Below are 18,472 nucleotides of genomic sequence, written 5' to 3'. Positions count from 1 at the left end.
CATCCACGAAGCCGGCCCGGCTTAGGCGCTGGGGTTCAGCCCAGGTCGACGAAACGGGTGTCGGCGCCGCGGTCTCCCGCAGCGAGACGATGCCGACCCAGCGGTTCATGTCCCGGCACAGCCCGGTGGCCGGCGGGTGGCGGCAGCGCACTCCCCGGCGTCATACGAGCGGGACCTCCCGAGCCTGCTGTTCCTCTCCTCATCCCACCGCATCTCACCGACCCAGTGATCACAGCGGAACCACCAGGTCAGAGTACGGCCCCGTCGGCTGGTTGGGCAGGGCAGCGTGAGGCAGGTCGCAGGGAAGCGGCGGTTGAGCCCAGGGCGCGCCGAGCAGCAGGGTCAGCACACACCGCATTCCTCGAAGTCGTCTGAGTTGTCGAACAGGTGGAAGACCGCATCGTGAGCCTTTTCGAGGCACATCTGGAGGTCGCTCGGGTCCCACGCGTCGAGGAGGATCGGGTGCACCGCGTTCACGATGTCGTCCATGAGGTTCATAGCCGACATCCGCCTCAACCGCCGTTCGCTCAGTCCTTCTGTCAGCTGGTTGATGGTTCCTAGGGCACGTGCCACGCCGGGCACCCTTTCTTCCGCCAGTGCTGCACGCAGCTTCAGAAGGCACTCGATGGTGTATACGAGCGCGTCACTCGGATGTGCCTCACCGTACACAATCGTGAGCTTTTGACGGATCTGCACCGGCGTGGGAACGCTCATTGCGCTTCCGGGCAGAGTGGAGAACGGCCCCTGACTGTCCAGGGGGATGAGGGGTGTCCTCGGGGGTGTGGGGGGGCTCTGCTGGGTTGCGATGGCGTCGACAAGCTCGGTGTGGGTGGCCGCGAGGAGCTGGTCCAGGCGGTCGTCGGCCTCGGTCCGCTCGTGCTCATCGAGCGTGTACTCACGCATTCCTCTCTCCCTTCGTGAGGCCGAGCGTGGTCTTCAGGCGTGCGCGTGCGCGGCAGATGTTCGTGTTGACGGCGCCCGGGGTCATGTTGAGCGCTTCGGCGATCTCGGCGGTGTCGGAGCCGCTCATCACGAACGCCATCACGGTGCGCTGTGTCGGAGGGAGCTGCAGGATCGCACCAACGATCCTGCGTGTCTGCTCGGATAGCTCCACGCAGGTCACGGGGCTGATACCGCCGGGGAGGTCGGGAAGTTTGTCCGTTGGAATCTCACGGGTGCGCTCGTTCTGCCGTAAGTAGGCGCGAATCGCGCACGTGCGCAGGTAGGCGTGGGGATGTTCCATAGTCATCCACCGGTCGGGGAGCAGCTTGGACAGCACATCGTGCGCGAGGTCGTCGGCCTCCCACACGCTCGCCCCGGCGTAGATCAGGAACGCAGTCAGGCGCTTCTTCTCCGTGCTGTAGAAGACCGAGAAGTCGCCGCGCCGCACCAGCTCGGCCAACGGGCCTGGCCGGTTTTCAGGTCCGGCTTGAACCGGGGTTTCACTCATCACGCCGCCTCACGAGGCGGGAGCTTGATGGTGACCCGCCGGCCGTCGGGCAGAACCTCGGTGATCACGCTGCCGGGCGGCAGCGAGCTGATGGTCTCCATCAGCGTCGCACCCTGCGACTTGGCGCGGCGGATCTCCAGCTCAATGCGGCGCCTGTGCGACCACGCGCTCAGCCAGACGTATCCGAGCCGGAACGCCGAAGCCGCCACGCCACAGCCCGCGGTGACCGTCACCGGGTCCATGGTGCCTCCCCATTTCTGTCTCGGCGGCGCATCCCGAGCACCGCGTCACCTCCTTAAGGCACGAGCCCCCTCCTGCATTACATGTCGATTCAGATGGGCCGGACCGATCTTGAGGCCAGGGGGCAGCCACAGCCGGCCAATCGGCCTCAGCATGCGTTCCGACCAGGTCAAGGGTGTTCGGCGGGAGCATGCGGACGGGGGTGGGTACGGGCCCGGCAATGGCGGGTCTTGACGGCTGCCCCGCTCTTTCGCGTCCCCCGGGCGGTCCCGGCGACCAACAGCCCGACCGGAAGGCACAGGGGCAGGCGTTCTCTCTGCTGCCGGCCGGTCGTGCAGAACGCGTCCAGAAGCCGGGCGGTGGTGGGCTGACTCAGGACGGCTTCCTGATCCGACGCCGGAATTCGCGCCGAGGGGCTTGTCTCGTGTGCCGCGGCAGCTCACACACCGATGTGGACGAAGGGAGCCCACCGCGCCGGCACCCCAGGGAGCTGCTGCCGTAGCCGCCGGGTCGTCGCGTGCAGTGCGAGCGCGGTGAGTCTGGGGTGCGGGGGCTGGCTGCCCTGGGCGGTCAGGTGCTCGTACAGAGTCTCCGCGGTCCACGCGGCGGCCCTGTCTTCGACCGCCCACAGCGTGCCGACAACGTGCGCGGCGCCGGCTGCGAGGAATGATGAGGCCAGGTGTACCGCTTCGTCGGATGGGCTGCCGCCGACCGCGCCGGTACTGCATGCAGACAGGATCACCAGCTGCGTCTGCTCGAGCCGGTGGCTGAGCAGGTCACGCACCGACAGGGACCCGTCTGAAAGCATCAGCCGGTTCGCTGAGGAGTCGTGCCAGTCCGTCACGCCGTGGCAGGCGAAGTGGAGGATGGGGTACTGGTCGAGCTCGGCGAGCACCATGTCGCGGCGTGCCTCGGTTCCGACCAGCAGTGTGGCCTGCGGCATCATCAGGGACACGGCCTGTGCCTCCTGGCGGACGTGGGGCAGCGGCGGTGCTCCTGGTGTGTCGGGCACCGCAACGATGAGTGCACCGGTGTGCCGATCCGTGGCCGGGTCGGACGCATCGGGGTGTGTCCGTCGCCGGTTCACGGCGAGGGCCTGGAGGGTCGGGGTGTAGGAGGAGATCGCCCGGTCCAGGACCGAGTCGTTGCCGTTTTGGTGCCAGCCTGCTGCGTGCAGCGGCAGGCAGGCCAGTGGCCCGATCGGGCACCACCACACCCGGGGCCAGGAGCTGCCCTCGGCCGGCGGGCCGGTGATGTCCAGGGCTTGCAGCACTGGCGCAGCCACCACGTCCCACAGCCAGGCGAGCGTGTACATGATCTGCGACTGCGCACGGTACATCTCTGCTGCCGTCTGAGGCATGATCGTTGTGAGGAAGCTGTCGGCGTGTGTGGCCACTGCGTGCGGCGTGAGGTCCGGCAGGGGGATGACGTGAGGGCGGGCGCCGGGCTCCGGGCTTAGCACGATGGCGTCGCTGCGGTGCTCGGTGACATTTACCACGATGACCGGGCCGTCGCTCGTGGCGTGTTGCAGGTCGGCGAGCGCGGGCGGACGCAGGAATCGGCTGAAGCCCGGCAGCGCACGGATCTGCGTGATCGTCTCTTCCAGCTGGACAGCATGCGAGCGCCGTGTGTCCGCGTCGATCTCGGGGAGCGCCAGGGCATTTCGCAGTCGCTGGAACCGCGTGTGCAGGACGGGGTCGTGTGCCGCCAGCTCCTGCAGTTCTCCCCGCGCGGTGAGCGCCTCGCCGAGCAGAATGCCCCGGGCCTGCTCGAGCAGCTCCAGCGCGCGCCCGGGGCGTCCTGCCTCGAGCGCGGCGGCGGCGGCCTCGGAGCCGAGCCCGGCATACCGCCCGAGTCTGTGCTCGCGGTCGTTGTGGGCTACGGAGGGTGGTGCGATGCGCGGCAGCAGTTCCACCGCCAGCTCAAAGCCCTTGAGGGCTTCGGCGGTGTCGCCGTCCTGGCGCGCTGCTTCCGCGTAGGCCCAGGCAGCACGTATGCGCACAAGCGGGGATGCAGCCGGGGGTTCGGCGGAGGCCCACAATGCCCGGCGGCCCTCGGCAGCATCGTAGGGATCCCGGGTGTACTCATGCCGCAGACGCATGGCGTTGCCGAGGTTGGCGAGCTGCACGGCCCGGCTGGGGTGACCGTCTGCAAGGGCCGCGACCGCTGCTCGCAGCAGAGAGATGGTCTCGTCGAGGTCGTCGGCGGCACTGGTGTACTCGTAACGTGTGCGCAGGATCGCGCCGAGGTTGCCGAGATGGACTGGCAGGCTCGGATGATCTTGAGGCGTCGACTCGACGGCTGCCCGGCTCACCGTCACCGCCTCCACGAGTGTCGAAGGATCGCCGGTCAGGTCGTGGTAGGTGCGCAAGGCGTTGCCGAGATTGCTCAGCTGCGCGGCACGCTCGGGGTGATCGACTGGCAGTTGTGCAACGGCTTCGCGCAGCAGGGCGATTGCTCGGTCGAGATCCTCAAAGGTGCCTCCGTTCAGGAAGCGGGCCCGCAGCATCGCCGCCAGGTTGCTCATCAGGCCGGCTCGGGCGCTGTCGTCATACGGCGTCGACTCGACTGCTGACGTGGCGTATGAGATCGCTTCCTGAAGGGCTTCCGTGTCACCGGTGTCCTGATGCAGCAGCCACAGCGCTGCGCTGGCCTGAGCGGCCGCGGTCGGACGAAACGGGTCTTCGGTAGGAAGATCAGCCAGGCACTGGCGCCACAGATGCGCCGCCTCCAGCAGATCCACCCTGTCCCCGCCCCAGCGGAAGCGTTCCACCAGAGCGTCGGTGAGGACGCCGACCACGCGGGCCCGGGCGGCGCTGTCTGCATAAGTCAGCTCCCGGAAGGCCCCCCGCGCAGCGCGAATGGCTTCCTGGAGGGCGGCCGGGTCTGACGTGCGCTTGTACCGGACGAGCAGGGCCTCGCTGAGGGCCTGCAAGCGCAACCGGAATTCGGGCTCCCCCCGGGGTGTACGTGCGACGGCCTCACGCAGGAAGAGCACTGCCTCGGACAGCAGACGCTCATAGCCGGTCTGGGAGAAGGCCCTGGAAAGGACAGTTCCGAGATAGGCGGCGGTATCGGCGCCAGCCTCCCGCAGGGCCAGCTCCACTGCCCGGTGCGCAGCCCGTACGGCCTCCTCCAATGCTTCCGGTTCACGGCGCTGGGCGAAGCGGACGAGTAGGGCGGCCGCTAGGGCCGAGAAGGCCGCCGCGCCGTGGTCCGTCGTTTGCGTGTACCGCGTCTCGGCCCGCGTGGTATCGATACAGAAATCCAGAACCGGCTCATCACCTGTGTCCTGGTGCAAGGACATCAGCGCTCCGGCGAAGCGGAGGACGATCTCGGGGCGTTCCGGTGACTCCTCTGGCGTGGCGTCGAGCGCGGCCGCCAGCAGTTGGACGGCCGTTCGCAGGTCGGCAGGGTCGCCGGTGCTGTCGTACCGGTCGAGGTAGGGCTGGGCCATGCCGTTCCAGCCGGCCGGCTCGTCCTCGGTGACGTCGCCCGCGGTATCGATCAGTGGCAGCAGGGGATCGGGAACTGCCAGGGCGTCATGGCGATGGATTCGGGAGAAGAGCGCGATGGCCGCCACGCGGTCCTCGTCTTCCTCCTCCTCTGCGGCTTGGGCGTTTGCGGTAGCTGCTCCTCGCAGGCAGTAGCGGTGCCAGTGCACCAGGGCCGCGACACGCAACGCCTCCAGTGCGGCAGGGCCCGTGCCGGCGTCATCTCCCTCAGCGGGGAGCGCTGCCACGAGGAGGCGAGCTTGCTGGACCGCCTGGTCGTCCAGGAGCAAGGCCACGTCGCCGTGTTCGGCCAGGGCGTCGAGCCGGGAGCGCAAGGCGGCCAGCAAAGTGTCGATCATCGGGGATCCACCGGGACGGCACGGTCCTCGCCCCATGCCCCAGGGGAGGAGCACGGCCGCGCATCAGCGGTCGGACGCCACCCCCGGGCTCTCGCTCGCACTACACGGATCAATCGCTGCTGGTCCGTTCCACTGCAGGAAATCCGGATTCGTCGACGTGGCAGGGCGCGGCCGGATCGCTGCGTTCTTCCCTCCTGCGCGTGCCTTCGGCGATCTCCTCCCAGGCCAAGGCGCCGATGAAGTCGTGTCGCGCTGCACGGCGTTCGGCCATGCCGCGTGCGGCCTCGTCGATGAGTTCGTCCTCGCTCATCGCCGACACGTCGCGGACTTCTTGCCGGCGGGCGGCCTCCGCCTTGATCCCGGCGAGCCAGGCATTGGCGGTGTCGGCACCCGCAGTGGCCGAGCCGGAGTCGTTGCCGTGCTTCATGACTGTCCCTCCCGGGGGTCTTCAAGATGCGCCGCCAATGCCTTGCGCGCCCGAAAGAGACGGGTGCGCACGGTCCTGGCCGGGATACCGAGGAGCGGGGCAATGTCCTGCGGATCCAGACCGGACATCGACAGCGCGAGGACCTCCTGGTGCGCGTGGCTCAGACGCAAGAATGCACGCACGAGGTCGATGCGCGCGATGATCCCCGCCGCTTCGGCCCCGCCGTCCGTAACCGGCATCGGCAGCGCGGCCTCCACTTCGCGCGCGCGTTTTCGGGCTTGCAGCCACTTCAGGGCGAGCCGCCAGGCCACCTTCTTGACGTAGGCGAGGGGGTTGTCCATCCGTGACACCCGGTCCCAGCGCTCGTAGACGATCACGAACGCCTCCTGCGTGATGTCCTGTGCCTGCGTGGGATCCTCGCGTAACAGGGCGCTGATCGCGCGCCGTGTCTTTTCGAAGTTCTCGTGGACGAAGAAGACCTCAAGGTCCGGGCAGCCGGTCGTCGGGCATACGGTGGTGGGTGCGGGGGCCCGCGGCGCAGCCGGGATGACAGGGGCGCGTTGTCCGGGCGTCAGGAAAGCTACCTGGTCCTCGTCGAGCGCTTCGGTGGGCAATCCCCGCTGATACAGCGTGGGTTGGGCAGGGAGAAGCTCGACCAGGGCGGCATCGCGAAAACGTAACGCTGCGCTGGTGTCGACAGCAGGCTCGTCATCCGTCTCGGACTCAAGCCCCGCACACGGCTCCTGGTACGGCTCGACACCCGTGCGGACAGGCGGCGATTCGGCCGGGGGCAGGACCGGCTCACTGAATGAGTTCACGGGTGCGTCCTTCCCCCCACGACGGGCATCTGGTCAACGCGGGCGAGGCCCCAGCAGCGACCGGGCACAAGGGTCATACCCGAACGAGGGCCGAAGACGGCGCCGCGTTCCCTGGCCGAGCAGACTTTCTCGCAGTCCTTGGCCCACTGCGCACAGCTCACGGCAAACCCGTCCGCAGCCTGACGCTCTAGCGGCACACGCAGCACGATGATCGTCCCACGGCGGCGCTGCCAGCCAGCGGCATACGGGCTGTAACTGCTGCACGTGCGGCCTTTCGATCCAGACGTGGACGCTGCGTGCGGCTGCGGGGTTGGAGCGGCTGCCGCGAGGGTGGCGAGGACGGCGGCCGTACTCGCGTCAACGTCCCAGGTCGCCAGAACCCTCGGAGGAGGGCCAGGACCTCCCCGCCGAGGTGGTGCCAGTCGGCGTCAGGCGTCTCGTTGGTTGACGAATCCGAGCGATGTCAGGCCCTCGGCCGCGCACAAGTGGTCGGAGGCTCCGCCCACCTCGGTCTGCAGGAGCTGGTACGCGGCGCGGTGCTGGTATCCCCAATGCATCGCAGCGCGCCACAGGGCCCGGCCGTAGCCGTGGCCCCGGTACTGGGGCAGCACCCCGAAGTACTGGGGCAGCAGGCGGGCGCAGTGCGTGGCGTCGAGCATGGTCTCCATGGGACCGATGGCGCCGGCGACGCGGCCGTCGTGGAGGACGGTGAGGACGGGGCCGACGGTCCCGGCCAGCATCTGCTGATGCAGAAAGGCGAACCCGTCGCCGGCCATCTGCGCGGCGAACCCCTCGAATCCTGCGCCCTCGTGAAGCTGCTTGTCCTGGTAGACCGGCACGGCCGGCGCCTCGCCCGGCCCGTGAGTGAAGTCCTTGAGCTGGACGCGTGTCCCCACTCCCTGGGCGTACGCCTCCGGCTGCTCAGGGCCGACGAACCACACCACGCGGGCCGTTGCGGCGCCGTGGGTGGCGGCGAGCTTGCGGGCCAGGTCGGCGCCGGCCGTCAGGCTATCGGGCGCCGCCCCGTACACGTAGACCTTGACGACGCCGGCGCCGCGCACGGCGAACGTAGGCACGAGCGTCAGCGTCCGGTCGTGCTCGAGGGCGTCGACCAGAACGCGTTCGGTCTTGATGTCGGACCAGCGGCGGTCTTTGTCATACGGGAGAAAGCGCCCGCTTCCGGCGATGTCCACGACGGCCTCGAACAGGTCGGGCAGGGGGTCTTCCCGCCGCACGGGACCGAGGGTCGGCACGTACGGCACGGGCATCACGGGCTCGATCCAGCCCCAGTGAAAGCGCATGCATGCACGCTACCCAGACGGCGCGTACGCCGCAGGCCCCAGCCGAAGTCACGTCCGGGGCCTGCGCGTCCAGCACCTGATCAGGTGCGAATCACACCGTTAGTGCGGGTTGTCGTCACCGGCGGCGCACGAGCACTTCGCGCTGTCCATCACGGTGTCCATGTCAGCGATACCGGTGATCCGGGCCACCGGCGTGACCGGTGCCAGGACCGGCCGCGTGAAGTACGGCCGGCCGCCCTGCTCGGGGCTGTCGTCGCCTGGGAGCGGACGCCTCGGCGAGAACGGTGCGATCTCGACTGCTACAGCGGTCATCTTCACCCTGCTTTCTGTCCGTGCTGGCAGTAAGCCGCCAGCGGGGCCTTCGCCTCCTGGTAGTGCTTGGCCAGGGGCCTGCACACGCGGCAGGTACCGGCGAGCGTGCAGCCTGAGCAGCCGCCGGTCCGAAGCATCAGGCGGTCCGCGATCGCTCCCAGCCGGGCGAGGCCCTGGATGCCCTCGTGGGGCAGACTGATCTGGTCGTCGCGGCCGATCTTGCAAATGGACACCAAGCCGTGCGGGTCCATGTGGAAGAAGGTGTGTCCGGCGTTGCAGCCGGTGAAGGTCTTACGGAGCCGCAGGTGCTCCTTGGACTGGGCGGTGAGCACCTCGCCGCCGCCGTAGATCGTCGGCGTCATGTTCGTGAAAACCTCGAACTCGACGCCCCACGACCGGCTCAGGTCGACCATGGCCTGCTCCTCGTGGCCATTGTCGTCGGTGACGACGATGCTCATGCGTAGCGGCAGGCGGGCGTGGCGGCCGGCGTTCATGCCCTGCACGAACTGGTCCCACGCGCCTTCGCGCTGGGTCAGCTCGTCGTAACTGGCCTTAGTCGCGCCGTACATGGACACCGTGACGCGGTACGGCGGGCACTGCTTGAACAGGCGGAGCAGATTCTCCCGCCACAGCAGGGAGCCGTTCGTAGAGACCGTGATCATCATGCCGAGTTCCCAGGCGTATCGGTACGCGCGCAGGAAATCGCGGTCGATGGTCGGCTCGCCGCCGGTGACCTGGAGAAACAGCACGCCAGCCTTGGCCATGATGTCCAGGCACTGCCGCTTGTCCTCCCACGGCATGCCTGAGTTGACCTTGAGGCCCAGGTAGCAGTGCTTGCACTTGTAGTTGCAGCCCAGGTTGACCTCCCAGGAGGCCTTTCCGTAGCCCCAGGTGGACGGCTGCCGTACGAGCAGGAAGTCACTGGGCGGGCGGCCGGTCACGTCCAGGTCTTCCCACTGCTCGCGGACCGCGTCGGCGAGCCAGGCCGGGGGCGGCGCTGTGGAGTCGAGGGCGCACAGCTCCTCGTACCGCTCCACGGGGAGCAGGGCGCCGCCGCGGCTGCCCGGACGGACCAGCACGTGCTGATCCAGGAACGGACTGGCGATCAGGGAATGCATGCGGGCTCCATGAGGGGTCGGCCGCCCGGATCGGGGCGGGAGTCTGCGGGTGGGCTGGTCCCGGCCGCCTGGGGTCGGCAACGGCCGGGACCGGTGTCCTGACTGCCGTCACTCCCCCACGGAGGGCCGGCCGGGAGGTCTGGGCTGCCCCCCGGCCAGAGACCCCGCAGCGGAGGAAGCGGGTTCTGCGGTCAGGGAGCTGATCGGTTCGCAGCGACCGGCCCGAGGTGGGTGTTGGGGAGGACGCCTATCCGTGGGCGACGGCGGCGACCAGCAGGGCCGCGAGCGCCACCGCGATGAGGACGTAGACCGCCTGGCCTCGCTGAGTGGCGAACATGGGGATGCGGTCCTGCACGGGGGTGGGCTCCTGCTCCAGGTCGGCCCAGACCCGTTTGCCCCAGGGCAGCCGCTCCGTGCCCCAGCGGACAGAGACGGCGTCCACGATGGCCATGCCCCGGCCACCGACGGCGTCCTGCGAGGGAGGGAGCAGCACCGGCATGGCCCGGCTCTTGTCAATAACGGCCACCCGTACTAGCTCGTGGTTCAAGCGGCGGACCGTCACCCGGATCATGTCGTGATGGGCGTGGCGGACCGCGTTGGTCACCAACTCGGTGACGACCAGCTCCGCCGTATCGCTCAGGCCCTGCAGTTCCCAGTCGGCGAGGGCTGCCCGCACGAGGCGGCGGGCGACCGGCACGGACTCCGCTCGGCGGGGCAAACTTCGGCCCGCGGCCGCCTTCTCACCCGGGCGGCCCTGGGCCGTGCCGCGTCTGCCCGTCATGACGTCACCCACTGATCTGCTTCTTTGCGTGCACGAGATGGCAGCGGCCGATGTGGACGAGCTGCGACACCGCCTCCCGCGGGGCCAAGTCGCCGAGGCCGCCCAGCTCCACGCACCAGGCGCTGCGTGCGGTAGGGGTGGTGGCGTCCACGGCCTGGACACCCAGGTAGTCGCCGACGACCGTGAACCCGACCTCATCTCCCACTGGTTGCCACTCCCGTCGGCGACCCCTGCTATATCCGACCAGGACGGAGTAGCGGAGCATCTCGCGGCGAGTCGGACCCGAACCGGGTAGTGGTCGGGCGGCCTCCGGCTCATCGCTTCCGGCGGCAGCGTGAATGACCTCGCTGATGTGCACGGCGTCGAATGCGCCGCCGCAGCAAAAGAGCCTCGACGAGAGGGCCGCCTCGGGGCTGTCCTGGATCAGCTCGACGTCGATCGGTACGCCGCCCTCGGCTGACTCTGTCACTTCGAATCTGCTGATCTGGGTCTTCACGGCGTGTCCCTCGCTGGCTGCCGGTGGTCTGACCGGATGAAGACAGCGTTCCGCGTGAAGGGCGTGCGGACCACGGCGTCCATGGGGCAGTGTGGGGACGTCTCTGGGACATGGGACAGGCGCCAGGATTGCGGGCAGCAGCAGTCGGGGAAGGGGGCGTGCATGAGCATCGCCGACCGACGTAGAGGCCGGGGCTTCACCCAGGAGGGGTTCGCCTTCGCTGTAGGCGTCGACCGGCGCACCGTAGGCCGATGGGAGACGGGCAAATCCAGGCCCCAGCCTCCGCAGCGGCTGAAGGTCGCCGAGGTGTTACAGATGGACCTCGACGAACTCGATGCATTACTCAATTCAGCCGAGGTGCAGCCGAAGCCCGAAGGGCCGGCGTCGAGTGCCCACCACGTCCCAGGGGACCCAGACGACATGATCCGACGCGAGTTTCTGCGCCTCATGGCGGTGTCCGGTACGGTCGCCGCCATACCTGGCGGTGAGGTGGACGCCCTCGAGGACAGCGCCGACGACTTCGGACGCATGAACGGCCATCTGTGGCAGGTGTATCGACTCGCCCGCGCCAAACGCTCTGTGTTCCCGGTAGTGCAGTCTCAACTCACCGCCGTAAACGATGCGCTGCGCGACGGGCGGGCCCAGGCGGGGCCGCTGTGCTTCGCGGCCGGCGACCTGTTCCAGTTGGCGGGCGAGCTGGCCTTCGACGCCAACCGGTACCACGATGCCGCAGCCTCGTACTCTCTTGCAGCCAGTGCGAGCAAGGAGGTCGGCGCCTGGGACCTGTGGGCGTGCGCCCTGATCCGGAGCGCCTACGTAGACCTGTCCGAGCGCTGTTACAAGCGAGCCGCGGACACCCTGGGGGCCGCACGCCGCGTCGCCCTGCGCGGAGACAGCGGCCTTGCGACCAGACACTGGGCCGCAGCCGTGCAGGCGGAGGCGTTCGCCGGGCTCGGTGACTTCAACGCCTGCGAGGAAGCCCTGGACGACGCGGAAAGGGTGGCCAGCCTCAGCGGGCAGGTATCGAACGGCGGATGGCTGCGCTTCGATGGCTCGCGGCTTGCAGAGGAGCGAGGCGCCCGGTATCTGCAACTCAACCGACTCGACCTGGCCGAGACCGCGTTGAAGCATGCCCTGACGCTCGCTCCTCTGGCCGCGGGTCACTCCTTTCGGCGCCGAGGCGCGGTGCTCGTCGATCTGGCCGCCATTGGCACCAAGCGCACGGACTCGGAGCAAGTCATGCATTACGGGCTCGAAGCCCTGCGGCTGGCACGGGCCTCCGGGTCCGGGTACGTCGCCCGTAGACTCCAAACCCTGACTGCCGAGCTGGCCAACTTCGGGCGCGACCGGCACATCGCCGAGTTGAAGGCCGAGATCGGCACTCTGACAGCGTGACGAGAAGAGGACGGCATGACAATTGAGGGCGCGCGGGTCTTCCGCGAAGCGTGGATCGCTGGAGTGCACAAGCACTTCCCCGGCGAGCCGAAGCCGAGCTACGTGACTCCCTGGGAGGACACGCCCGAGTGGGAACGCGGTGCGGCCGGCGCCGTGTACGAGCAGGTGCGCCAGTCCCTCGAACTCAGTGCCAGCCACGCTTCCCGCCTGTCGCGCGAACAGAAGGGCCGCTTCGTCGCGACGTGCTGGACGGCACAGATGTTCAAGCACTTCGAGGACCCGAAGCCGGGGTACGTGGCCGACTGGCCGGACCTGCCGGACTGGCAGAAGGAGACGGACGCGGACATCTTCGAGGCCGTCGAAAACAGCCTGAAGTAAGCCGGTCCCGAACGGGCGAAAGACCCCCAGCCGCGAGAGCCAGGGGGCTTCATCATGCGATCATCGCACCGGGCAGAGCGCCGGTGGCACAGTCCTCGTCGAGCGGCAAAGCGCTGCAGGTAGCGGCAGGCGCGGGTGCCTCGACGCTGCAGAGCGGCGAGATACCGGGCGTGAGAACACCGATGGGTCTGGGCATCGATGCGAGCGACACGACCACACCACCGCCCAAGCGGCGGACGGGGCAAGACGGCCGCCAACAGCTTGCGCGCTGAGCACTTCGTATGCGTGCCCGCCGACGTCACGCCCGACTCGCCGACCGTGCCCGGCGTCGAGCAGACGATGTTGGTCAAACGCCTGTGCGAAGTACGCGCGTTGACGGCGTTCAGGCACGCGAACTACGCCCCCCGAAGCACGTGCCACGGCTCGGGGCGGCAAGCGAGTCATCGCGATTACGTAACGGGTATGTGTGCATTGCAGGGAAAATTTGTAAAGTGCTCAACTGATCGGGCCACAAGGCGTCCGAAAGTTCCGCAGTGGGGGGTCGCCACGTGAGTCAGAACCAGCCCGGTCCGCCGTGGTCCGTCCGCCCGCCGGAGCCCGTCCGCATGCCTGACATCCGCCCGTTGCACAAGCGCAAGCGTGTGTGGGCCGGCGGATTCACGCTGTTCGTCATCGGTGCCACGATCGCGAGTACGGGATCCAGCGAGGCCAGTTCCAGTTCCACGCCGCACCCCAAAGTCACGGTCACGGCGACCGCGACCCAGACGGCCGCGCCGGCTCCCACGGTCACGGTCGCGGTCACCAGAACGGCCACGCCGCACCCCACGGTGACCGTGACCAAAACGGTCAAGCCCGCGGCACCGGCGACACACCAGTCGAGTTCCGGTTCCTCCGGCAGTGGGGGCAGCAATTCGTCGGCGGGCGGCTCCTCCAGCTCGGGGGGCGGAACGTCCCACCCGGCCGGGGCCACCGCCCTGTGCAACGACGGCACGTACAGCTACGCCGCCCATCACCAGGGCGCCTGCTCGCACCACGGCGGTGTTGCCGTCTTCTTCAGCTAGGAGACGCAGCGCGTGGCACGGCCGACCGAGCCGTGAGCGCAGCTGGCCGCGCCGTCGCAGCAGGCGGGTACAAGTGCCCCATCCGGCAGGCCCCGGATCACAGCAAGGATGCAGAGGAAACCATGGCTTTCGGGTTCCGTGTGGGTGTGCCAGGAATGAGCGTGCGGGTCTCGACTCGGGGCGTGCGCGCATCCGCGGGGCCCCGGGCCGCGCGTATCAGCGTGGGCAGCGGCGGCACGCGGGTCTCCTCCGGAGTGGGCCCGCTCTACGCCTTGAGCTCGCTGAGTAGGGGGCGCCGCACCGGCACAAGCCGGAATCGGACCGTCGCCCCCTCGCCGGCGCAGCTGGACCGTGCCCGCCGCCAGGCCGAGCGGGCTCAGCAGGAGGCACAGCGCGACGCCGCGATCGCCCAACTGCAGGAGCTGAGGCGGCAGACGACCAGCGTCCACCTTCAGTCCTTCACCCCGATCAGACCGCCGGTGGTGCCGGGGCCCCCACAGCTGGGCCTGGCCTGGGCCCTGGCGGAGGCCCAGGCGCACCATGTCGCGGGGCTGGGGATCTTCGCCCGCGCCGAGCGCGCCGCCGCCAAGCAGCGCGCCGAAACGGACGCCCCGATCTATCTCGCCGCCGAAGAGGCCCGCCTGCACGGCGTCCACGAGCGGCTCGCCGCCGAGGCCGATCAGTGGTGGCGGTCCCTGCTCGGCAACGACGAGGAAACCGTATGCGAGATGGTCAACTACGCCTTCTCCGACAACCCGGCCGCAGGCTGTGCGGTGGGAGTCGACGGCTCGGTCCTGTCGGTGGTGATGCGGCAGCAGGACATCGACACGCTCCCCGACCAGACGCCCGGCCTCACCCCCAGTGGTCGCCCCACCCTCAAGAAGCTCACCAAGAGGGACCGCACCCTGTGGTGGCTCACCTCCATGGGGTCGAACCTCGTCGCCACGCTCAAAGAGGCATTCGCTGTCGCGCCCGGGATCACCGCCGTCGACCTGGCCGTGCTCACCCGCCTGCCCGACACCCAGCGGCTCGGCTTCGTGGCCTACGGCCGCTGGACACGCCAGGCCGTCGAAGCCGGGCCCTGGCAGGAGGCGAACGACGCGCTGCGGTTCCTCGACATCGGTCAGGACGTCGCCTGCGCGGTCGCCACCACCGCTTCCGGGAACCTGTCCAGCACCATCAAGCCCTTGGACACCAGCCGGCTGCCCGGGCTGCACAGTCTCCTCGACCACGCCCAGGACGACCCGGGCCGCGGCGATGCCACCCTGGCCGACCTGGACGGTGACCTCCGCGCCAACGTGCCTGGGGCGCACTCCGCTCCCCCACCGGATCACTACCGCATCCGCCCCTTCGCCGAGTGGAAGAACCAGCAGACCCCATCGGCGCCGCCGTCCATGGCACCACCAGGCCCCACGCCCACCATGCCGGGCCCCACGCCCGCCCTGCCGACCTTGGCGCCCGCCCCGCCGAGCCACGCCCCTGCGACGGTGCTCGCACCCGGGCAGAACCTGGTACTCCCGCAGGAAGCCCGGCAGGGAATGCACATCGCCTTCACCTTCGCCGGCGCAGACGCCGACCTCACGCTGTTCCTGACCGATGGGGGCGGCCGGGTCACCTGCGATGAGGACTTCGTCTTCTACAACCAGCCCTCGGCCGCCGGGGGCGCCGCCCGCCTGCTGGGCACGCAGGCCGAAGGCCCGTACACCGTCGAACGCGCGGTCCTTCACCCCGCCGCGCTGCCCCAGCACGTCCAGCGTGTCGCCATCGCCGTCACCATGGACGTCGCCGCCGGTCTCACCTGCGGCGCCCTCACCCACGCCGCCCTGCACGTGGACTGCGCCTCCGGAGCGGCCTGGACCTTCCAGCCCCCCGCCGACCCCGGCATCCGCGCCATGGTCGTCGCCGAGCTGTACCGGCACACCACCGGCGCAGGGCCGGTGTGGAAGTTGCGCGCGGTCGGTCAGGGCTGGGCGGACGGTCTGGCCGGACTAGCCCGCGCACACGGCGTCGACATCGAGTAGCGCTGCGCGCATCCCCCACCGAGAGCCACTGAGCGAACCACCCCGGCCCCCCTGAAAGTGACCCACCCGATGCAGCCGTCACCCTGAGGGTCCTTTCGGCTACGGGGCCTGCTCGTTGCGACGGCCAATCCTGGCGAGCAGGCCCCGGACTTTGACTCCCACGTGTCCGCGAGAGCCCCTTGCACCCTCTTCTACGGATCCCCACGACAACTCGTTCGCAGCAGACCCCCACGGGTATCGGCCTCATCAGAGGACCCGCTTCACTGCACCCTCTCCAGCACCACCAGGAGCTGTCCGGCCGATCATGCTGCTCGCTAGGGTTGTGGCGTGTCGAAGACCAGCGTGAGCAACGAGACCGAGGGCATGCTCTGCTTGTGGGTGGAGCCCTGGGGAACTGACCACTGGATGTGCCCCGGTGAGCAGTTCACCGTCGTGACGGAGCTGGAGCCGGAGGAGTCGCCGTTCAACGTAGTCGTCCATGCGCAGGGCATCACCGTGTGGGTGAACTCGGCCAACTCCTCCGAGGTCGTCGACAAGAACGGCACGATCATTCCGTGCGGGCATCAGCGCCCGGCTGATCCGGGATGGTGACCGGCTTTGGAGGCCCTCAGGACTTCAGCCGGATGACGAGCGCGGCCGCGGTGACAGTGCCGAGGAAGACGTAGGCACGCTTGTCGTAGCGAGTCGCGACGGCGCGGGAGTTCTTCAGCTTGTTGATGGCCCGCTCGACGGTATTGCGCCGCTTGTACCGTTCCTCGTCGAAACCCGGTGGCCCCCCGCCTCGTGACCCCTTGCGCAGGCGGACGGCCCGACTGTCGGTCTTCTCCGGGATGGCGTGCCGGATGCCCCGAAGTCGCAGGTACTCGCGACAGGCTGGCCCAGCTCGACCTGCCCGCCCCCGCCGAGGTGACCGCGGCGCACACTGCGTATGGTGCACGGCCGAGCTCCACGGCGGCACCGCGGTCGACCTCGAACCCCGACACGACAACATCAACGACGCGCCCTTCCGCTGGTACCCCAGCGGCTGCCGGTCGCGCGCAGGCCGTTCTCCCTTCGCCCACGTTTGCGACGTCGAGATGCCGATCACGTCTGTGGTCTCCACCCTGCTCCACAAGAAGGTCAGCCTGACCGAGGCTGCAGGCACCCTGATGCAGCGGCCCCCAAGCCCGCGCATTGACATCTAGCGGCCCACTAGACCCCGACGACGTTTGCCTCGACGACCACCTACTGATCGACTCGCAGACCGGCAGTCTCTTCTAGTAGCTGTGCTGCCTGCGACCTTGCTTCCTCGAGGATGCGTTCGGCCTCCGTCTTGGCCTTCTCCGTTACCTCCCGAGCTTCTCTGGACGCCCTCGCCTCCGAATGTGGCGATGGTGCCCGGACCAGGGCTGGGGATCAGTGGCATGGACACCTTCCGGGCGGTGGGGCCGTTACTGCCTCGGAGTGTTCACGGCCTGCGTGGACTCGCCCCGTCGCGAACGGCGTCAGTGCCACGGTTCTCCGTCACCCAGGCCGGGATCGAAGCGAGTTGCCGCAGAGGCGGGCGCTGTCTCCCGGCGAGTGAGAGGCCGACGAGGCGACGCGCACCAGGCAGGTCGGAGAGCCGTACGGCAGTGCGTCGGATCCTCAGGGCCAGCGGTGATTCGGGTATGAACCAGCGGGCGGCCCGGCGAGCAACGCGCTGCCGGTGTGTGATGACCGGCCGCCACAGGCGTTCGTACGCGTGCAGCGCGTCCTCGACGCGGGAGGCCCGGGCGAGTTGGTCGGCCAGGACGTAGGCTCCGCCGATAGCCAGGGAGGCGCCTTGCGCGGCGAGTAGGGACACGGCGTGGCAGGCGTCGCCGACCAGTACGACCCGGTCTCGGCTCCAGCTCGCCATGACCACCTGGGCGACTTGGTCGTAGTAGATCTGCCGGGCCGGCGGACACTTGGCCAGGGCCTGGGGGACGAGCCAGCCGAGTGAGCCGTACTCGTTGCGCAGAGCGGTCTGGGTGTCCGCGGGGAGTTGGGGATCGGTGGCACGATGCACGGCGAACACGGCGACCTTGCCGTCACGCAGGGCATACAGGCCCATCTGGCGTACGGCGGTTTCGGTGAGGCAGAAGCGATCGCCGAGTTCCGCATGAATCACGGGGTCGGCAAAGGTGAATGCGGCGGTGTGGTAGCCGAGGTGGCGTAGGTGTCTCGTCTGTTCGCCGAAGACTTGGGCGCGCACGGTGGAGTGGATGCCGTCGGCGCCGACGAGGAGGTCGGCTTCGATGCTGCTGCCGTCGGTGAGGGTGATGCGGACGCCGTCCGCCCGCATGTCGATACGGGTCGGACCCACCCCGAAGCGCAGAGTGACAGCCAGCGACAACCGTTCGCGCAGGGCCAGTTCGAGATCAGGCCGCATGATGCTCAGCAGACGCCCGTTCATGGCACGGGCGAACGGGCCGTACCCGAGCCTGGCACGGCAGTGCCCGTGCTCGTCCAGGAAAGCCGCCTCGGACACCGGATAACTCAGTTCTTCCAGCCAGGGCAGCACCCCCATGGCCTCCGCCGCGTCGTAGCCGGGGCCGAAGAAGTCGATCATGTATCCCTCGGCCCGCGGCCCCGGAGCCTTCTCCAGGACCACGACCTCCCAGCCGAGCAGATTGTGCAGGCGGCCGGCCAGGGCCAACCCTGCGATCCCGGCCCCGCAGATGACGACTCTCATCGGTGCACACCGCCTTCCTCCGCTCCCGGGGCGATCGGGACGGACTTTTGGGCACCACTCTCTTTTTTGCACTATGCAAAGCTTATGTGTCAAGAAGGCCCGACTGGTGGGCCCTGTGGTCCGCTC

General features: G+C 68.9%; 17 protein-coding genes and 1 pseudogene. 5 read left to right on the top strand and 13 right to left on the bottom strand.

The window, feature by feature from the left end:
- Positions 1–342: 342 nt before the first annotated feature.
- The 11 genes from AC07CM_RS33970 to AC07CM_RS33920 form a co-directional block, all read right to left on the bottom strand.
- Complete coding sequence (locus AC07CM_RS33970) at positions 343–903, bottom strand: hypothetical protein (RefSeq protein ID WP_478880326.1); 561 nt, start codon at positions 901–903, stop codon at positions 343–345.
- Positions 896–1,450, bottom strand: coding sequence for an RNA polymerase sigma factor (locus AC07CM_RS33965; RefSeq protein ID WP_478880325.1), 555 nt, complete (start codon positions 1,448–1,450; stop codon positions 896–898). The genes AC07CM_RS33970 and AC07CM_RS33965 overlap by 8 nt, the downstream gene beginning before the upstream one ends.
- The gene (locus AC07CM_RS33960; protein WP_478880324.1) at positions 1,450–1,692 is read right to left on the bottom strand and encodes a hypothetical protein; all 243 of its coding nucleotides are present in this window, start codon (positions 1,690–1,692) and stop codon (positions 1,450–1,452) included. The genes AC07CM_RS33965 and AC07CM_RS33960 overlap by 1 nt, the downstream gene beginning before the upstream one ends.
- A gap of 437 nt (positions 1,693–2,129) precedes the next feature.
- The gene (locus AC07CM_RS33955) at positions 2,130–5,543 is read right to left on the bottom strand and encodes a CHAT domain-containing protein (protein WP_478880323.1); all 3,414 of its coding nucleotides are present in this window, start codon (positions 5,541–5,543) and stop codon (positions 2,130–2,132) included.
- Positions 5,544–5,652: 109 nt separating this feature from the next.
- Positions 5,653–5,970: a hypothetical protein gene (locus AC07CM_RS33950; protein ID WP_478880322.1), complete on the bottom strand. Its 318-nt coding sequence runs from the start codon at positions 5,968–5,970 to the stop codon at positions 5,653–5,655.
- Positions 5,967–6,788: an RNA polymerase sigma factor gene (locus AC07CM_RS33945; protein WP_478880321.1), complete on the bottom strand. Its 822-nt coding sequence runs from the start codon at positions 6,786–6,788 to the stop codon at positions 5,967–5,969. The genes AC07CM_RS33950 and AC07CM_RS33945 overlap by 4 nt, the downstream gene beginning before the upstream one ends.
- A 428-nt stretch (positions 6,789–7,216) precedes the next feature.
- Positions 7,217–8,089 (bottom strand): GNAT family N-acetyltransferase, encoded by an 873-nt coding sequence (locus AC07CM_RS33940; RefSeq protein ID WP_478880320.1) that lies wholly within the window; start codon positions 8,087–8,089, stop codon positions 7,217–7,219.
- 99 nt (positions 8,090–8,188) lie between these two features.
- Positions 8,189–8,401 (bottom strand): hypothetical protein, encoded by a 213-nt coding sequence (locus tag AC07CM_RS33935; RefSeq protein ID WP_478880319.1) that lies wholly within the window; start codon positions 8,399–8,401, stop codon positions 8,189–8,191.
- A gap of 2 nt (positions 8,402–8,403) precedes the next feature.
- On the bottom strand, positions 8,404–9,519 hold the full coding sequence (locus AC07CM_RS33930; RefSeq protein WP_478880318.1) for a radical SAM protein: 1,116 nt from the start codon (positions 9,517–9,519) through the stop codon (positions 8,404–8,406).
- A gap of 247 nt (positions 9,520–9,766) precedes the next feature.
- Positions 9,767–10,300 (bottom strand): ATP-binding protein, encoded by a 534-nt coding sequence (locus AC07CM_RS33925; RefSeq protein WP_478880317.1) that lies wholly within the window; start codon positions 10,298–10,300, stop codon positions 9,767–9,769.
- Positions 10,301–10,304: 4 nt separating this feature from the next.
- Positions 10,305–10,796 carry a hypothetical protein gene (locus tag AC07CM_RS33920; RefSeq protein WP_478880316.1) on the bottom strand — a complete coding sequence of 164 codons (492 nt, stop codon included), beginning with the start codon at positions 10,794–10,796 and terminating at the stop codon, positions 10,305–10,307.
- Positions 10,797–10,958: 162 nt separating this feature from the next.
- On the opposite strand from AC07CM_RS33920, the gene AC07CM_RS33915 reads away from it, so the two are divergent.
- The 5 genes from AC07CM_RS33915 (at position 10,959) to AC07CM_RS33895 (ending at position 16,242) form a co-directional block, all read left to right on the top strand.
- Positions 10,959–12,191 carry a helix-turn-helix domain-containing protein gene (locus AC07CM_RS33915; protein ID WP_478880315.1) on the top strand — a complete coding sequence of 411 codons (1,233 nt, stop codon included), beginning with the start codon at positions 10,959–10,961 and terminating at the stop codon, positions 12,189–12,191.
- 15 nt (positions 12,192–12,206) lie between these two features.
- Positions 12,207–12,569, top strand: coding sequence for a hypothetical protein (locus AC07CM_RS33910; RefSeq protein WP_478880314.1), 363 nt, complete (start codon positions 12,207–12,209; stop codon positions 12,567–12,569).
- 605 nt (positions 12,570–13,174) lie between these two features.
- Entirely contained in the window at positions 13,175–13,630 is a 456-nt protein-coding gene (locus AC07CM_RS33905; RefSeq protein WP_478880313.1) for a DUF3761 domain-containing protein, read from the top strand.
- A gap of 182 nt (positions 13,631–13,812) precedes the next feature.
- Complete coding sequence (locus tag AC07CM_RS33900) at positions 13,813–15,651, top strand: TerD family protein (RefSeq protein ID WP_478880312.1); 1,839 nt, start codon at positions 13,813–13,815, stop codon at positions 15,649–15,651.
- A gap of 327 nt (positions 15,652–15,978) precedes the next feature.
- Positions 15,979–16,242, top strand: coding sequence for a hypothetical protein (locus AC07CM_RS33895; protein ID WP_478880311.1), 264 nt, complete (start codon positions 15,979–15,981; stop codon positions 16,240–16,242).
- A 16-nt stretch (positions 16,243–16,258) separates the two neighbouring features.
- On the opposite strand, the pseudogene AC07CM_RS33890 reads toward AC07CM_RS33895, so the two are convergent.
- Both AC07CM_RS33890 and AC07CM_RS33885 read right to left on the bottom strand, forming a co-directional pair.
- Positions 16,259–16,519: pseudogene (locus AC07CM_RS33890) on the bottom strand (IS5/IS1182 family transposase); the annotation flags it as partial.
- 579 nt (positions 16,520–17,098) lie between these two features.
- The gene (locus AC07CM_RS33885; RefSeq protein ID WP_478880310.1) at positions 17,099–18,346 is read right to left on the bottom strand and encodes an FAD-dependent monooxygenase; all 1,248 of its coding nucleotides are present in this window, start codon (positions 18,344–18,346) and stop codon (positions 17,099–17,101) included.
- Positions 18,347–18,472: the final 126 nt, after the last annotated feature.

It is taken from the genome of Streptomyces sp. NPDC044061 (assembly GCF_056434305.1).
The sequence above is the reverse complement of the archived record's forward strand: the minus strand, read 5'-3'. Positions and strand labels throughout refer to the sequence as shown.

What these genes read in the sequence shown, in the direction of transcription:
- AC07CM_RS33955 (WP_478880323.1), bottom strand. Translation starts at nt 5,543, where the DNA reads ATGATCGACACTTTGCTGGCCGCCTTGCGCTCCCGGCTCGACGCCCTG.
- AC07CM_RS33950 (WP_478880322.1), bottom strand. Translation starts at nt 5,970, where the DNA reads ATGAAGCACGGCAACGACTCCGGCTCGGCCACTGCGGGTGCCGACACC.
- AC07CM_RS33925 (WP_478880317.1), bottom strand. Translation starts at nt 10,300, where the DNA reads ATGACGGGCAGACGCGGCACGGCCCAGGGCCGCCCGGGTGAGAAGGCG.
- AC07CM_RS33935 (WP_478880319.1), bottom strand. Translation starts at nt 8,401, where the DNA reads ATGACCGCTGTAGCAGTCGAGATCGCACCGTTCTCGCCGAGGCGTCCG.
- AC07CM_RS33910 (WP_478880314.1), top strand. Translation starts at nt 12,207, where the DNA reads ATGACAATTGAGGGCGCGCGGGTCTTCCGCGAAGCGTGGATCGCTGGA.
- AC07CM_RS33970 (WP_478880326.1), bottom strand. Translation starts at nt 903, where the DNA reads ATGCGTGAGTACACGCTCGATGAGCACGAGCGGACCGAGGCCGACGAC.
- AC07CM_RS33885 (WP_478880310.1), bottom strand. Translation starts at nt 18,346, where the DNA reads ATGAGAGTCGTCATCTGCGGGGCCGGGATCGCAGGGTTGGCCCTGGCC.
- AC07CM_RS33915 (WP_478880315.1), top strand. Translation starts at nt 10,959, where the DNA reads ATGAGCATCGCCGACCGACGTAGAGGCCGGGGCTTCACCCAGGAGGGG.
- AC07CM_RS33905 (WP_478880313.1), top strand. Translation starts at nt 13,175, where the DNA reads ATGCCTGACATCCGCCCGTTGCACAAGCGCAAGCGTGTGTGGGCCGGC.
- AC07CM_RS33930 (WP_478880318.1), bottom strand. Translation starts at nt 9,519, where the DNA reads ATGCATTCCCTGATCGCCAGTCCGTTCCTGGATCAGCACGTGCTGGTC.
- AC07CM_RS33940 (WP_478880320.1), bottom strand. Translation starts at nt 8,089, where the DNA reads ATGCGCTTTCACTGGGGCTGGATCGAGCCCGTGATGCCCGTGCCGTAC.
- AC07CM_RS33965 (WP_478880325.1), bottom strand. Translation starts at nt 1,450, where the DNA reads ATGAGTGAAACCCCGGTTCAAGCCGGACCTGAAAACCGGCCAGGCCCG.
- AC07CM_RS33960 (WP_478880324.1), bottom strand. Translation starts at nt 1,692, where the DNA reads ATGGACCCGGTGACGGTCACCGCGGGCTGTGGCGTGGCGGCTTCGGCG.